We start from the raw sequence: 15,901 nt of genomic DNA on the forward strand, positions 1-15,901 counted from the left end.
GTGATCAACCCAGCAGACTTACTAGAGCCCTTGGCGTGGAGCCAATCTACCATACTTTGTCTATTGGTCTTATTATTACCTTTATTCAGCTTCATTGTTATTGCCATTTTGCCAAATACTCAAGCCAAAGCCTCAGCTTGGGTAGGTATGTTCATGACGCTTATAGCTAGTATTATTTCCGTGCACTTGCTCATTGCAGGTTGGCAAGGAGCGGGTATTCATAGCCGTGTAGAGTGGTTTTCTTTTGGTCATTTACCTCCGTTTACTGTTGGTGTATTACTGAACGATCCCGCATTGTTGATGCTGGTTGTAGTTACCGTAATATCATTCTTAGTTCATCTGTTCTCCACAGCCTACATGGCTGGTGATGCAGGGTATAAAAAATACTTTGGCTTTCTGGGGCTTTTCACTTTCTCTATGTTGGGTATAATACTGGCAGATAATGTGTTGGTAATTTTTATTTTCTGGGAGTTAGTGGGCTTATCTTCTTATCTACTGATCAGCCATTGGAATCATAAAGAGAGTGCCATAAAGGCCGCTAAGAAGGCATTTATTGTAAATAGAGTGGGAGATGTAGGTTTTATCATTGGGTTAGCTATTCTCTGGTCTCAGTTTAACACGCTTGATCTTGAAGCTTTAAAGGTACTAATGCAGGCTTCTACCATAGAGAATGGTCAATGGATAGCCGGAGCCCACAGTGTGAGCCTTCCCTGGCTTACCGCAGCAGGTATTTGCTTGTTTTTAGGCGCTATGGGTAAGTCGGCTCAGTTTCCGCTTCAGGTATGGCTGCCCGATGCTATGGAAGGGCCCACTCCGGTTTCTGCATTGATACACGCAGCTACCATGGTGGCGGCAGGGGTGTATCTTATGGCCAGAGTCTTCCCTCTGATGAGTATTGATGCACTGACCTTTGTAGCGATAATAGGATCTGTTACGGCTTTTATGGGTGCTATTGCAGCTTTAGCTCAGCATGATATTAAGAAAGTGCTGGCTTTTTCTACCATTTCTCAGCTGGGATATATGCTCATGGGGATGGGGGTAGGAGCATATGATGCCGCTCTATTCCACTTGTTTACGCATGCCTTTTTTAAAGCCTGCTTGTTCTTATCAGCAGGAGCTATCATACATGCACTGCATGATTATGCTCATAGAGCTGATATACATTTCGATGCTCAGGATATGAGAAATATGGGAGGGCTAAGAAAATATTTGCCTTTTACTTTTATCGCTTATTTGGTGTCTACCCTTGCGCTGATAGGCATACCTTTCTTCTCAGGGTATTTGTCTAAAGATGCCTTGCTTTCAGGAGCTTATGCCTGGGCAGATTTAATGTCTGAGCGCACACTATCATGGCATTATTTAGTGCCTGATTTGGGGTTCATCACCGTAGTGCTTACGGCGCTTTATATGGTTCGTCAGTTGCTTTTAGTGTTTTTCGGAGATTTTAGAATAGCCGATGAACGATCAATAGAAGCTAATATCAAAGTAAAGGATGTGCCTTGGGTGATGAAAACAGCACTTAGCATTTTAGCGCTAATGTCTTTTGGTTTTATATGGTCTTTAAACCCATTGAACCATAGTTTGAGTTGGTTTCTTTCGGCATTGAAAACACCGACAATCTTAGTGCCTGGCATGAATGGAAACTGGCAAAATAACCTAGTAGAGTTGGCAGAACACAATCATATGCAGGTAACTGTCATCTCTGTGTTTATGATAGTAATCGGTGGGCTAGTGGCCTGGTTCATTTACAGGCCAAAAGGTAAATATGCAATCAATTATTTTAGTAGGCAGGGAGCAAGTAATGTGTGGCAGTGGCTGTCTTTTAATAACTGGTACCTAGATGAGATTTATAATGACTTTATAATACAACCCATAGAAGTACTATCACAGAAGTTGCAATTATTGGATACTAAAGTGATAGATAACTTTATTGATAAATTCGCCATTTTCAATATCATATTAGGCCATTTAACAGCCTGGGTAGATAGAAATATTGTAGACGGATTAGTGAATTTTTCTGTTTACTTTGTCGGAAGAGTAGGTCTTATGACCAAATCGATGCAAGGAGGTAAAGTACAGAGCTATATTGCACTGGCTTTTGTGGGAATTTTAATATTCATTTTTTGGATAATCTGGTAGATTAATGCTAAACAATTATTTGCTTTCTATAATCATATTTTTACCTCTTATAGCTGCCTTAGTAGTGGCCTTTATACCAGGTAAGTTCAAAGGTGCTTTCAAATATATAGCGCTGGGTATAGCCTCTTTGCAGGTGCTAATTGCCATTGTGCTATTGTCTGGTTATGATGCTTCATATGCAGGGGTAAACCACCTGAATGAATTTCAGTTTTTAGAAAATGTGCCTTGGTTTGATATTCACCTATCTTCTTTCGGTCATATTTCGGCAGACTATATCGTTGGAGTAGATGGCCTAAATATGAGTATGGTATTACTATCAGTAGTAGTGATGCTCATAGGCACTATTGCTTCCTGGAATATCAAAACAAGAGAGAAGGGGTATTTTAGTCTTCTTTTATTGCTGAATGGAGCCATTTTAGGATGTTTCCTTTCTTTAGACTTCCTGCTTTTCTATTTATTCTTTGAGTTTATGCTACTTCCTATGTACTTCCTGATAGGGTTATGGGGAGGCGTAAGGAGAGAATATGCATCTATAAAATTCTTCTTATACACTTTATTCGGATCCATTTTTATACTTATTGCCATGATAGCTCTGAACCTTTCAGTGGTTGATCCTGCTGCTACAGCTGTAGAAGCAGGTTTAGTGCAAGAGGGGCAAGTGGTAAGTAATGAAATAGTGGAGCAGGTGCAGCAGAGTTTGGCAGCAGGTCAGCTATCTAGAGAAAACCTGGTGCATACCTTTAACATGGTGTATATGACAGATCCTGCTAATTACATACCAGGATCAATAATGGATTATAAAGTGATGAAAGTCATTCTTGGCCAAGAAGGAAGGCTGCTCATGTTCTTACTGCTCTTTATAGGTTTTGCCATTAAAATACCTGTGGTGCCTTTACATACGTGGTTGCCAGATGCTCACGTAGAAGCACCCACACCTATTTCGGTGATTTTGGCTGGGGTACTTCTAAAAATAGGAGGTTATGGTCTTATGCGTACGGCTTTTATGATTATTCCTGATGGAGTAGGTTATTATGGCTGGATGATGGGACTGTTAGGTGTAATATCTATCATTTACGGTGCTTTAAACGCATTGGGAAGTAAAGATCTTAAGAAGATGATCGCCTACTCTTCTGTGTCTCACATGGGCTTTGTGCTCTTGGGCTTAGCTTCAGGTACTACAGAAGGGGTGAGTGGTGCTGTTTATCAGATGGTGAGTCATGGGGTTATTTCTGCAGCCCTTTTCCTCATAGTAGGGGTTATTTATGAGCGCGGTCACGACAGAATAATACAGAACTATTCCGGGTTGATTAATAAAATGCCCAGGTATACCATTTTTACAGTTATATTCTTTTTTGCCTCTCTGGGTTTGCCTGGTTTTTCAGGATTTATAGCAGAGATATTTGTGCTGTTGGGATCATTTAACTCATCAGTGGTAAATGGATTTTTACCTAAGTGGATGACTATAATCGCCGCTTTAGGTTTAATTTTTAGTGCAGCGTATTATCTATGGACTATACAGCGAATGTTTTTTGGTAAGTTTTTCACAAAAATTGAAGTGAGCAATGATGAGCTTACTGATCTTAATACCAGAGAATATGTGATGTTGGTGCCTTTAGTAATATTAGCTTTATTGATGGGAGTATTCCCTTCATTTTTATTGGATATGATTAATAATTCCATAGCTGTATTTACGGATGTAATCGGCCAGTACGGAGATATTATTCAGCAAAACTAAAGATACCTTGCAAGAAAAGCTTACAGCCATAACCGGAAGTATGGGCTATTTTCTACCAGAAATAGCTATTGTAATATCACTTGTGCTATTGCTTATAGCAGGTCTGTTTAATGCCGGAAGATTAAATAAACTATATCAGGTTTTAGCATTGGCTTTTCTGGCTGTCACTATGGTGCTGGTAGTGGGCCAGTGGCAAGAGGTGGGGGATCTGGTGAGACCGCTACCCTTGTTTAATAACATGGTTCAGCTGACGAGTGTGAGTGTTTTCTGGAAGATGATATGTGTTTTGGGTGCTTTTATCACCGTAGCAATGGGCTTTGGTAATCAGGATTTTAAAGATAAGAGTAGTGAATACTACCTACTAGCATTTGGTGTTTTGCTGGGAGCGCATCTGCTGGTAATGGCTAATAACCTACTTACTATCTACCTATCTATAGAGCTACTTTCTATTACGGCATATATACTCACCTCTTTCTCATTTAATGCTGCTTCAAAAGAAGCTGCTGTTAAATACTTACTTTTCGGAGCTGCAGCTTCAGGGGTGATGCTGTTTGGTATGTCATGGCTATATGCGCTTACCGGCACCTTAACCATTGATGATGTACAGTTTTTAGATGGCCTTATTAAAGCCAATGCATTGCCCTTTACGCTGGCAGCTATTATGACCTTAGCTGGGTTGCTATACAAAATATCAGCGGCGCCAATGCATATATGGGCACCCGATGTATATACCGCAGCTCCTACTCCGGTGGCAGCTTATTTTTCAATTGTGCCGAAGCTGGCAGGAATAGGTATTTTAATGAAATGGATGATGGTTATTAATCTATTTGGTAGCAGCCCTGTAAACTGGACTATTGTGCTTGCTACCATAGCCATGATCTCTATAGGTATTGGAAATTTTAGTGCCTTATGGCAAAATAATGTCAAGCGCCTATTAGCATATTCTTCTATAGCTCATTCTGGCTTTTTAGTAGCAGGGTTGGTTGCTTATAGCGAAACAGCTTACAAGGCCATTCTTTTTTATTCTGCTATATATCTGCTAATGAATATGGCTGCTTTTCTTTTCGTTAACCATGCAGAGAAGGAGTGGGGCTATACCAAAGTGGAAGATTATAAAGGTCTGATTAATGTGCAGCCACTATTGGGGGTGGCCTTAGTAATTGTAATGATTGCACTTACCGGATTGCCTCCTACAGGTGGTTTTACAGGTAAGTTTTTGATATTTAGTGCTTTATGGGATAGTTACGTAGAGTCTGGCAATGACTGGAGCTTGTACCTGTTAATTTTTGGTTTGATGAATACCGTGATTGCACTGTTTTATTACCTCAAATTACCTTACTACATTATCTTTAAAAACGCTGAACAAAAACCTCAAAAGCAATTAATATTCTCATTGCAGAATTTTATAGGATTCTTTTTGGTTGTAATGATTTTGTTATCATTCTTTAAACCAGATAGTTTGATGAGGATCATTAATAGTGTTAGTTTTGCATTTTAAATACTGATATGAGCGACAGCATAAAACACGAATGTGGAATAGCCATGGTCAGGCTAAGAAAACCACTTTCCTATTTCATTGAAAAGTATGGTTCTCCTACCTACGCAGTTAACAAAATGTATATTTTAATGGAAAAGCAAAGAAACCGCGGTCAGGACGGTGTAGGGATTGCTAACATTAAAATTAATCAAAAGCCGGGTTTGCGATATATCAGTCGCTATAGATCTATAGATCAGGAACCTATCAAAAGCATCTTTGAGAAGATTGCTAAGAAGTATAAAAAGGCAGCGAAGGAGGGAAAGGAACTGTATTATGATGAGCACTGGATGAAAGATAACTGTGCTTTCACTGGAGAGGTTTGGTTAGGCCACCTGAGATATGGTACACACGGGAAAAATAGTATTGAAAACTGCCACCCGTTCTTACGTCAAAATAACTGGCGAAGTAGAAACCTGGTGGTGGCTGGTAACTTCAATATGACTAATGTGGATCAACTTTTCGATATTTTAGTGCGCTTAGGTCAGCACCCTAAAGAAAAAGTGGATACCGTGACCGTAATGGAAAAAATAGGTCACTTTTTAGATGAAGAAAACAATGATATCTTCAGAAAGTATAAGGAACAATATACTAACCAGGAGATAACAGAGGTTATAGAGAGCGAGCTTGACCTGCAAAAGGTGTTAAGTCGCGCTTGTAAAGATTTTGATGGAGGATATGCAATGGCAGGGATGGTAGGTCATGGAGATGCCTTCGTAGCCAGAGATCCAGGAGGAATAAGACCTGCATATTACTACGCTGATGATGAGGTGATAGTAGTGGCATCTGAAAAGCCTGCCATTAAAACAGCTTTCAATGTTGATTATGGAGAGATTAAAGAAATAAAGCCTGGTCATGCGCTTATCATCAAGAAAGATGGTGAGTACGGTGAGTATCAGTTTATTCAGCCTAAGGAGAAAAAGACTTCATGTAGTTTCGAAAGAATTTATTTCTCTAGAGGTACAGATCCTGATATTTATAATGAAAGGAAAAAATTGGGGGCTTTACTGGTTCCTCAGATTCTGAAGTCTATCAATTTCGATTTAAAAAACACAGTATTTTCTTATATTCCTAATACCGCAGAAACGGCCTTTTTAGGAATGATGCAAGGCATGGAAGATTATCTTAGTGCCAAGCGTAAGGAAGTAGTGATAGATAAGAAACCTCATATGGGTGATTTGGAAGAGTTTTTGTCTTTCCGCCCTAGAGTAGAAAAAATAGTATTGAAAGACGCTAAGCTAAGAACCTTCATCGCTGATGATAATCACAGAGATGAAATGGTAGCTCATGTGTATGACACTACCTATGAAGTGGTCAACAAAGGAAAAGATACGTTGGTTATTATGGATGATTCCATAGTAAGAGGAACTACTCTCGAGAAGAGTATCTTAACCATGATCACTCGTCTTAGACCTAAGAAAGTAGTAATAGTGTCTTCTGCACCACAAATTAGATTCCCGGATTGCTATGGTATTGATATGTCTAAAATGAATGAATTTGTGGCTTTTAGGGCTATGGTTCAGTTGTTGAAAGATGAGAACAAAGAGCATTTGATGGGAGAGGTGTATGATTTATGCGTTCAGGCATTAGCTAATAAGGAGAATGTTAACCACGTAAATAAGCTCTATGATGAGTTTACTTATGAGCAGATATCTGCTAAGGTAGCGGAAATAGTGAAGCCACCTGAGATGTTGGCAGATCTGGAAGTGATATATCAGACAGTAGGCAACCTGCACAAGGCTTGTCCTAACCATTCAGGGGATTGGTATTTTACGGGTAATTTCCCTACTCCGGGCGGAACTCGAGTAGCGAATCAGTCTTATGTGAACTTTATGGAAGGTAAGCTGGTAAGGGCTTACTAAGCAATACATAATATTTTAAGAGGTTGTATCATAATTCAATGATGATACAACCTCTTTTTGTTTTTAATGCTTAACTGCTTTCAGCGGTATTTCTGAGTCCTTCTTAAGTGGGCTTGATTATTTTAGACCTGCTATCTTTTGCGATTAGGCAGAAGCTCAAGATCTTCAATGGCCTTTTTTATAATAAATTAAAGGCCTCTTGAATAACTGCACAGCCCTTTCTGATATCTTCTTCAGAAATATTAAGAGGAGGAGAAATTCTAAAGCTATTAGGACATGATAAAAACCAGAAAGTGATTACGCCGTGATCAAGGCAGTATTTTGCTATTTTAAATACATCATCACTAGAGGCAAAGTCTATCGCGAACATCATGCCTTTTCTTCTTATCTCTATGATTTTATGGTGCTGTAATAGAGATTCTATCAGCTGTCCTTTAGCCTCTACCTGAGCTACAATATTTTCATTTTCAAAAACCTCCAATACACCTAAAGCCGCTGCACAACTAGCAGGGTTGCCCCCAAAAGTGGTGATATGCCCCAGCATGGGATCATGAGTTAAAGAAGTCATTTTTTCATAGGAAGAGATAAAAGCGCCGATGGGTAAGCCTCCTCCCAGTGCTTTGGCGGTTGTGAGTATGTCTGGCACAATGTTAAAATGCTCAAAAGCAAACATTTTACCAGTACGTCCCATGCCTGCCTGTATCTCGTCAAATATAATGAGTGTGCCGGTATCATCACATTTTGCTCTAAGAGCGGTCATGTATTCTTGGCTAGGTACACGAACTCCGGCATCACCTTGCACGGTCTCCATAATGATGCAGGCCGTTTTGGTGGTGATCATTTTCAGATCATCCATGTTGTTAAACCTTACAAACTTCACATCTGGCAAGAGAGGGCGGAAGGCCTGCTTTTTAGTTTCATTACCAGACACACTTAATGAGCCATGTGTACTACCATGATAAGAACCTCGGCAAGAGATAATTTCAGTTCTTCCGGTGTATCGTTTGACTAATTTTAAGGCTCCTTCATTAGCTTCAGTACCGCTGTTAGTAAAGTAGCAGCAGTTAAGGCTTGGAGGTAAAAGTTCGGTGAGCTTTTTGGCCAGCAGGTTTGGTGTAGACTGTACAAATTCACCATATACCATTACATGCAAGTGCTTATCTACTTGCTCCTTAATGCGATTGATGATATGTGGGTGCTGATGACCTAAATGGTTTACGCCTACGCCGGATATAAGATCCAGGTATGCCTTACCATCAGGTGAATATAAGTAGCTGCCGGCTGCCTTTTCTACTTCCAATAAAATAGGGGAGCCGGTAGTTTGTGCTATGTTCTTGAGAAAAATTTCATGACTGAATTCCATAGTTGCAAAAATATATAATAGCAGCTCAGAATATATAATTAACCCTATTAATTAAATAAGTGAGCTGCTTCAATATTATTTTGATATTGCATAGAAGAAGTAAGTCCATGAATAATTATCTCCTTATTCATCCTGAGAAATACCTTTAAGGTTGGTTTTGCAGTAAGGCTACCATAGATTCATTTCCCTGAGATTTGGCATAAGCTAAAGGAGTATTTCCATAAGCATCTTTCACGTTGAGTTCAGCGCCATTATTTAGAAGTATTTGAGCTATTTCTTCTCTGCCAAAAGTAGCGGCAAAGGTAAGTGCCGTGGCACCGTTATAATTTCTGATATTGACAGAAGCGCCTGATTGAATTAATAATTTTGCTAGAGAAGCATACCCTTTGAAAGTAGCTCCCATTAACGCCGTGTTGCCGGCATTATCCTGGGCATTGGTTTTTACTTGCTGTGAAAGTAAATATTCACTGGCCTCTTGTTGGTCATTGTAAATAGCAAGGATCAAAGGCGTGAATCCTTTGTGGTCATGGCTATTGAGGGTGTCTGGATCTGCTGCAGCCAAAGCTCTCAGTGTTGCGATATCTCCAATTCTAGCTGCATCAAATACATTACTACTGTGTTGGGCCGATGTGCTCCCCAAGGAGATCATTGTTATTGTGATTAATAATAGATGTTTCATGATTTACATTTTTTCATTGATGATGTCGTGAATGGCGTCAGCCCATTTATCATCGTCGTTTAAACTTCTGGTATAGTTAAAGTCATTTCCTCCGTTAGATATAAATAACTCACGGTACTCTTCACCTATTTCTAAAGTTGTTTCAAGGCAGTCTGCTACGAAGGAAGGAGAAACTACTAGTAGCTTTTTAATGCCAATTTTACTTAAATGCTGGATGGTTTGATCGGTATAGGGCTGTATCCAGGGATCCTTGCCAAGTCGGCTTTGAAAGGAGGTGGTATATTTGGTGAATCCCTTTCCTATCTTTTTGGCAATTAATTCAGATGTTTTGAAACAGGCAGAACGGTAGCAATAAGGATTGCTCATAGATTGTTGTCCGCACCCGCAGTGAGGCCATGAACACTTGTTAGTATCATTTTTCTGAATGTTTTTTAAATGCCTTTCAGGTATACCATGGTAGCTGAATAAAACATGTTCAGGTTTATAATAGTCAATATCCTGAGCCACTTTTTCAGCGAATAGATTGATATATCTAGGGTCTGTGTGATAAGAATTGATAAATTCTATGGAAGGAATAACATTCCATTTACTAATTATTTCCATTACCTTCTGGGCTACTGAGCCAGTGGTGGCAGAGGCATATTGAGGAAAGAGAGGGAATACTATAATTCTTTCAGTATTCTTGTTTCTTAGTGCTGTCAATGCATCTTCAATAGAAGGGCTCTGATAGCGCATAGCTAGTTCAATCTCCACTTCCTCATCAAACAAGAGTCTTAATTTTTTTACTAATGACTTTCCATACACCAATAGGGGAGAGCCATTATTAAGCCATAGCTTTTTGTACTCCTTAGTTACTTTTTTTGCTCTCAATGGTACTATTAACCCTCTCACTAAGGCATTCCTTTTTAGTGTTGGTAGGTCTAGCACCCTTCCATCCGTTAAAAATTCGGTGAGATACTTTCTTACATCTTTCACTGTAGGGGCATCTGGTGTGCCCAGGTTCACTACTAATACTCCTGTTTTCATGAGAAAAAATTATTAGGGGCAAATGCTTTTTGAATAAATTCCATACTGTTTTCAGATAATTCACCTTCACAGCTATGATTCATGATTACTGCAGGCTTTTTTACCATTTTTTCTGATATTATATGAATGATATTTTCAAGGTCTTTAGTTGATAGGTTTTTGTCTTGAAGCTGCTCTATCACTTCCCGTAGGGTATGTTGGGTACTTGCTTTATAATCTTTAAGGAAGCTTCTGATCTTTGCTTTTTGCACCCAATTGGCTAGTTTGTTGATTTCCTCCGCTATGATAGATTCAGCCTGATGCACCGCTTGTTGTCGGGAGTAATCGGTTTGTGCTATTTGCTCCGTAACATTATCAAGGTTATAAAGCTCTATATTGTGCTGAAAGGCTAGTGCCGGATGCGCATTGCAGGGTAGGCTTAGGTCTATGATGATTTTCTTTTCTACTTGAGGTAAACTTTTTATAAGGTGTTTTCTATTGCTTACTGCAGTAATTATGGCGTCGAAACTATGAAAGTGGTTGTTTTCTATGTTGCTCCATTTTTCCGTTTTAAGGTGATATGCCTGGGCCAGGTGCATGGCCTTCATTTCAGTTCTATTACTGATAGCAATTTCTTCAAAAGCGAATTTGGGTAAGTATTTTAGAATTTCTGTGGTAATCTCTCCGGCACCAATGATGAGTAATCTTTTGCTTGGCATACTGTCTTTGCCAAAACTGTCTTGAATAATCTTTAAAGCACGATAAGCGGTAGATCTGCTTCCATTTCTAAAAGCCGATTCGTTAGAAATTCGCTTATGACTTTTGAACACAGCTTGTAAGGTCCTTTCAAGAAGAGAGCCCTGAGTATGATGCTCTAAGGATACTTTGTAAGCTCCTTTTATCTGATTTAAAATTTGCTGATCGCCCACTACTGCAGACCTGAGTCCGTTGGCTACCTCTAGCAGGTGAAAGGCGGTATCTATAGTGCGGTTATTAAAATGAAATAACTTTTTTTCTGAAGATAATTCAGCTTTCGGACACATGATAGTGATAAAATACTCACACATGTCAAGGGCACTGGTTGAGGTGCTTTCAAAATATACCTCTGTACGATTACAGGTAGAAAGAATCATGAGGCCTACGATATCAGAGAAATGACAAAGAATAGACTGGCTTAGAGGTCTAATAGCTTCAGCTGACACATGGTAGTTTTCTCTCTGTTCTAATGACGTAGAGGTGTGAGATATACTAATATTTCGTAGAGATCGGATCATAGTAGGCGGAGATAAAGAAGGCATACCTGAGTTATAAAAAACCTTAGGTTGCCTTCTTGCACTTATTGATTAATGATTATTCATGAAGTCTTTCATACTATACCCTAGTCCTTGGGCTACAGACATTCCTAATTGCCTATCTGCTTTGTAGAAGTAAGTAATCATGGTCTTTTTTATTTCATCGCTTTTTACTTGCTCCAAGTCGGCTACCAGGTTTCCAATTAAATTTCCCTGATTTTGCTTGTCTAAAGAATTGAAAAAGTCGCCAGCTTGAGAGAAATAGTTTTTCTTGCTAATTTCAGATTGAGCTATTATGGCATTGTTCAGTACTGATGTAGAAGCCCTATAGGTAGTGTCTTCAGCTACAGACGTATAGTGGCTTGGCTGATAGTTTACATCAGGGTTTTGAAAAGTGTTATTTCTGCTGCTTAAGTAGCTGTCCGAGTTATAGTTGGTTACTTCTGCTTTAGGTTTGTTAACTTCTATTTGCTGAAAATTCGGCCCTAGCCTATGTCTCTGAGTATCAAAATATGAGAATAAACGGCCTTGTAGTAATTTGTCTTCAGAAGGTTCTACACCAGGAATCAATGATCCGGGAGAAAAGGCTAAAGATTCTATTTCCTGGAAGTAGTTAACCGGATTATGGTTAAGCGTCATGGTCCCTACTTTTACTTTCGGTATTTTATCTGCAGGCCAGTCTTTGGTGGCATCTAAAGGCCAAAAGTCAAAGCTTTGCATATCTTCAGGCTTAATCATTTGCACGTATAGGTCCCATTTAGGGTATTTCTTTGTAGCTATATCTTCTCTCAATGAAATGGTAGCATGTTGCCAGTTTTTGCCTTGCTGCTCGTTAGCTTCTGCTCTTGTGAAATTCTTCTCACCTTGATGAGATACCCAGCTATATTTCACATAAGTTACTTCTCCTTTTTTATTCACCCATTTGAAGCCATGTACACTGCTGCCATTCATGTATTGATAACCTTGAGGAATGCCGAAGTCAGACCATAGCCTCACTACCATATGAGTAGCCTCAGGCGTTTTTGATATAAAATCCCAATAACGATTAGGGTCTTGGACATTGGTTTCAGGAGACGGTTTTAAAGAATGGATAACATCAGGGAATTTGATAGCATCCCAAATGAAGAACACCGGCAGGTTGTTACCCACAATATCGTAATTACCATCTTCAGTATAAAACTTCACCGCAAATCCGCGAGGATCACGGGCGGTTTCAGGAGATCCTTTACCATGGATAACCGTAGAAAACCTTACCGCTAAATCTGTTTTCTTTCCTGGTTTTTGAAAAGGTGCTGCCATAGTGTAGGCAGACATATCAGCAGAGGCTTCAAAATAGCCAAAAGCTCCCGTGCCTCTGGCGTGAACCACTCTTTCTGGAATGCGCTCTCTATCAAAGGCGGCCAGTTTTTCAATAAGGTGTATGTCTTCTAATAATACAGGGCCATATTCTCCTGCTGTTTTAGAATTTTGATTATCCCCAATAGGAGCACCCGTGTTGGTAGTCATTCTTTTTTGCCCAAAAGACACCATAGATATGGTGAGGGCTGATACAAGTAATAGTAGTCTTCGCATGTGATGATATTATTTTATTGAAGCACAAATTTTGAGGTATATCAATTATTTATCAAATTGATTAATGATGTGTATATATTTAAAATATAAATATAATTGAGTTCGGTCTAGCCAATTCAGGTCTAATAGCTAGAATTCAACGCTCTAACAAGAGTTTTGAATGAAGTTAATGAAGAAATACCTTGGTTATTGAAAATATAAATAGGGCCACATGTAGAATCAATTTGACTCGCTTTGTAGTAGGCGTTATCGTTGCTACGCTTTGTGAATTCTCCGGATGAGAGGTGGTAATGGCTTATTTTCTTAAAAGCACAGTATCTGGTTGTTGGTTCAAAAAGGTATACATCACTTTTTCTCCATGTTGGTACCATATTGAAGGTATAGTATCGGTAATAAAACCTTCCTTTTTAAATATTAATGGCTGAGCAGAGTGTGGTTGTTTTGCCAATTTAAAAAATCCAATAGCGTCAGTCTGTACAGAATCGACAACATTATCACTGTTTGTCTTTACTGTGACGTCTGTTAATGGCTTTTGATCATAGTATACATAGCCCCAATAAAAATCTCGATTTACTTTACAAGAGCACAGGCACAGTAATAAAAATAAAAAGGCCAACTTAAATTTTGCACGATGTGGTTTCATAGTAGTGTGAGCAAAGATATAATATTCTACAGCGTTTTATTATGGTGCCTGTAAATAGACACTTTAAGTTCTGGCAGCGGTCATTATTTCAGTTAAGCACATACCCTCTATAAGTATCACTTAGCGTTTTCCCATAGTTTGATGCTCTAATTAGCCTTGTGATTATTGATTTTGGCAATGCTTTCATTCAAGCTTAATTAAATTGAACCATCTTGTCTAGCTAAATTTATTGAACCTAATCTGATCACCTCTGAGTATTCTTGATATTCTCTTATGTCAATCGTATCAGAAACATAGCCTTTATGGCTTATCAGTAGCATAAAGGAGTAATAAGGTCTTGTATATCGATGAGGCTTGAATACAAAATAGTCTTTGTTTTCTTCTTTTATACTGAAGGCTCCATTTTTATCAGTAAAGAATGGCTTTTCTCCATTGCAGTCGCTTTAGAAGCAGTCAATAAATTCAATCTTGACACCTTTTAAAGGGGCTTTATTAGCAGGATCTAATATTTGTCCTTCAACTTTAGGGCGGAGAATAAATTCCTGAGAACATGAAGTCATTAATAAGACTAGAAAAAGTGTTATGTTTTTCATATTAACTCTAATCTTTTTAACCATAATAACCCTAGAACGTCCTATTGGCTAGCGCAAATTCTGCCAAAGTCAGAACTGCTTTTGAGTTGATAGGAATAGTCATTGTCACCACCACCTTCTTCATATGCTTAAAAGTATTGATTTTAAATAGAAGAATATCCACATCATCCCCAATCCTTAATAGTATTCCTCATTTAATTTCTTTCATAAAAAGGGTATCAGACCGCTGCTCTAAAAAATGCGTCTTATCCCGACGTCTATTTGCAAAAAAAGAATAAACCGTATCGGTATTATATCTAATTTTTTCAAAAATTAAATCATCAACAAAAGTAGAACTCCTTCTTTGTAGTGAAAAATATCCTTTTTTGTTAGTATGTGTGTATTTCGAAGGGAATCCAATAGCATAAACTTTAACACCTGACAAAGGTTCGTTATTATAATTAAATACATATCCTCTATAGTGATCACTTAGCTTTTGTTCACAGCTTGTGGCTGTAATTAAAGCAACGATTATTAGTTTGGTCCATACTTTCATTTTAATACTAATTAATCGGTTGTAAAAATATGGAGTCGTATACTATTCTTTCTTTCGAAAAGCTTCCTCTTGTTCCTTTTTTTATTTCCATATTTTTGTAAAAGGGATGTTCTAGTTTGATTATGAAGAACATAGGATCGTGACCACTTTCCACATTGAACAAGTTATTTGCTTTAACGGATTTGATGAAAAACTCTCCTTTGCTATTAGTGCTTTTAACCTCATCATCTATGAGAACAGGACTTCCTCTATAGGTGCTTTGCTTACAGAATCATAAATTGTTCCTTTTATTTCAGGCCTTTCTATTTTTACAGAAGAACAAGCCGCTAGTGGTAAGCATAATAGTAAATATCTTTTCATTTAATACTAATTTAGTTAACCATGAACCCTGTTAAAGGGTAAGTTTTACTTCCCTCAGCGATAGTCAGAAGGTAGTGTGAACCTGTACTGCTTTATTCTTTGAGGAATAATGTGTCATTTCTATTATTAACAAAATAGTATTTAATGCCGTATTCAGGATGAGTTCTGATAATCTGAATCGAATCAATTTTTTTTAGGTCTTTTTTTACATATAAAAAAGATTCCATAAAGTCTTTTCTTGCTTCGAGTGTGAAAAAACCATTGGCATCAGTTTTAGTTTTCCTATCAGGGTGATCTCTACCAACAATTATAGCTCCTTCTATAGGTACATTTTTATTTCCTACAATAACTCCTTGATAATTTGAGATTTCTGAATTACAATGAGTGTTTAATAAAAGTATTAAAATAGATATGTATTTCGTTTTAACTCCAATTTTGTTTACCATAATAATTCTAGAACGTCCTCTTGGCTAGCGCAAATTCTGCCAAAGTCAGAACTGCTTTTGAGTTGATAGGAATAGCCATTATCACCACCAACCGTCTTCATATGCTTAAAATTATAGATGTTAAATAGAATATCCACATCATC

At 38.3% G+C, this 15,901-nt stretch carries 13 protein-coding genes; 4 read left to right on the forward strand and 9 right to left on the reverse strand.

Annotated elements, in window-relative coordinates; translation table 11 throughout:
• From nuoL to JL102_RS15475, 4 genes are read left to right on the forward strand one after another with little or no spacing between them, the layout of a single operon-like run.
• Complete coding sequence (gene nuoL, locus JL102_RS15460) at positions 1–2,139, forward strand: NADH-quinone oxidoreductase subunit L (RefSeq protein WP_202245331.1); 2,139 nt, start codon at positions 1–3, stop codon at positions 2,137–2,139.
• A 4-nt stretch (positions 2,140–2,143) separates the two neighbouring features.
• Positions 2,144–3,874: a complex I subunit 4 family protein gene (locus tag JL102_RS15465; RefSeq protein ID WP_202245332.1), complete on the forward strand. Its 1,731-nt coding sequence runs from the start codon at positions 2,144–2,146 to the stop codon at positions 3,872–3,874.
• A gap of 7 nt (positions 3,875–3,881) precedes the next feature.
• The gene (locus JL102_RS15470; RefSeq protein ID WP_202245333.1) at positions 3,882–5,372 is read left to right on the forward strand and encodes an NADH-quinone oxidoreductase subunit N; all 1,491 of its coding nucleotides are present in this window, start codon (positions 3,882–3,884) and stop codon (positions 5,370–5,372) included.
• A gap of 8 nt (positions 5,373–5,380) precedes the next feature.
• Positions 5,381–7,270 carry an amidophosphoribosyltransferase gene (locus tag JL102_RS15475; RefSeq protein WP_202245334.1) on the forward strand — a complete coding sequence of 630 codons (1,890 nt, stop codon included), beginning with the start codon at positions 5,381–5,383 and terminating at the stop codon, positions 7,268–7,270.
• Positions 7,271–7,448: 178 nt separating this feature from the next.
• On the opposite strand, the gene JL102_RS15480 is transcribed toward JL102_RS15475, so the two are convergent.
• The 9 genes from JL102_RS15480 to JL102_RS15515 all read right to left on the reverse strand — a co-directional run bounded on the left by JL102_RS15480 (position 7,449) and on the right by JL102_RS15515 (position 15,758).
• Entirely contained in the window at positions 7,449–8,633 is a 1,185-nt protein-coding gene (locus tag JL102_RS15480; protein WP_202245335.1) for an aspartate aminotransferase family protein, read from the reverse strand.
• A gap of 145 nt (positions 8,634–8,778) precedes the next feature.
• Entirely contained in the window at positions 8,779–9,312 is a 534-nt protein-coding gene (locus tag JL102_RS15485; protein WP_237390615.1) for an ankyrin repeat domain-containing protein, read from the reverse strand.
• A 3-nt stretch (positions 9,313–9,315) separates the two neighbouring features.
• Positions 9,316–10,338, reverse strand: a complete 1,023-nt coding sequence (hemH, locus tag JL102_RS15490) for a ferrochelatase (RefSeq protein WP_202245336.1) — start codon at positions 10,336–10,338, stop codon at positions 9,316–9,318.
• Positions 10,335–11,591 (reverse strand): glutamyl-tRNA reductase, encoded by a 1,257-nt coding sequence (hemA, locus tag JL102_RS15495; RefSeq protein WP_202245337.1) that lies wholly within the window; start codon positions 11,589–11,591, stop codon positions 10,335–10,337. Before hemA ends, hemH begins: the two co-directional genes overlap by 4 nt.
• A gap of 69 nt (positions 11,592–11,660) precedes the next feature.
• Complete coding sequence (locus JL102_RS15500) at positions 11,661–13,181, reverse strand: catalase (protein ID WP_237390616.1); 1,521 nt, start codon at positions 13,179–13,181, stop codon at positions 11,661–11,663.
• 295 nt (positions 13,182–13,476) lie between these two features.
• Positions 13,477–13,824 (reverse strand): hypothetical protein, encoded by a 348-nt coding sequence (locus JL102_RS15505; RefSeq protein WP_202245338.1) that lies wholly within the window; start codon positions 13,822–13,824, stop codon positions 13,477–13,479.
• A gap of 783 nt (positions 13,825–14,607) precedes the next feature.
• Entirely contained in the window at positions 14,608–14,952 is a 345-nt protein-coding gene (locus tag JL102_RS15510; RefSeq protein ID WP_202245339.1) for a peptidase associated/transthyretin-like domain-containing protein, read from the reverse strand.
• Positions 14,953–15,180: 228 nt separating this feature from the next.
• Positions 15,181–15,312, reverse strand: coding sequence for a hypothetical protein (locus JL102_RS23845; RefSeq protein WP_262896870.1), 132 nt, complete (start codon positions 15,310–15,312; stop codon positions 15,181–15,183).
• Positions 15,313–15,404: 92 nt separating this feature from the next.
• Positions 15,405–15,758 (reverse strand): hypothetical protein, encoded by a 354-nt coding sequence (locus tag JL102_RS15515; protein ID WP_202245340.1) that lies wholly within the window; start codon positions 15,756–15,758, stop codon positions 15,405–15,407.
• Positions 15,759–15,901: the final 143 nt, after the last annotated feature.

Source organism: Fulvivirga sediminis, from assembly GCF_016757215.1.
In the GTDB taxonomy this organism is placed as follows: Bacteria; Bacteroidota; Bacteroidia; order Cytophagales; family Cyclobacteriaceae; genus Fulvivirga; species Fulvivirga sediminis.

Bases quoted from the DNA above. Each gene is read 5' to 3' on its own strand.
- JL102_RS15465 (WP_202245332.1), top strand. From the start codon at position 2,144: ATGCTAAACAATTATTTGCTTTCTATAATCATATTTTTACCTCTTATA.
- JL102_RS15475 (WP_202245334.1), top strand. From the start codon at position 5,381: ATGAGCGACAGCATAAAACACGAATGTGGAATAGCCATGGTCAGGCTA.
- JL102_RS15480 (WP_202245335.1), bottom strand. From the start codon at position 8,633: ATGGAATTCAGTCATGAAATTTTTCTCAAGAACATAGCACAAACTACC.
- JL102_RS15485 (WP_237390615.1), bottom strand. From the start codon at position 9,312: ATGAAACATCTATTATTAATCACAATAACAATGATCTCCTTGGGGAGC.
- hemH (WP_202245336.1), bottom strand. From the start codon at position 10,338: ATGAAAACAGGAGTATTAGTAGTGAACCTGGGCACACCAGATGCCCCT.
- hemA (WP_202245337.1), bottom strand. From the start codon at position 11,591: ATGATCCGATCTCTACGAAATATTAGTATATCTCACACCTCTACGTCA.
- JL102_RS15500 (WP_237390616.1), bottom strand. From the start codon at position 13,181: ATGCGAAGACTACTATTACTTGTATCAGCCCTCACCATATCTATGGTG.
- JL102_RS15505 (WP_202245338.1), bottom strand. From the start codon at position 13,824: ATGAAACCACATCGTGCAAAATTTAAGTTGGCCTTTTTATTTTTATTA.
- JL102_RS15510 (WP_202245339.1), bottom strand. From the start codon at position 14,952: ATGAAAGTATGGACCAAACTAATAATCGTTGCTTTAATTACAGCCACA.
- JL102_RS23845 (WP_262896870.1), bottom strand. From the start codon at position 15,312: ATGAAAAGATATTTACTATTATGCTTACCACTAGCGGCTTGTTCTTCT.
- JL102_RS15515 (WP_202245340.1), bottom strand. From the start codon at position 15,758: ATGGTAAACAAAATTGGAGTTAAAACGAAATACATATCTATTTTAATA.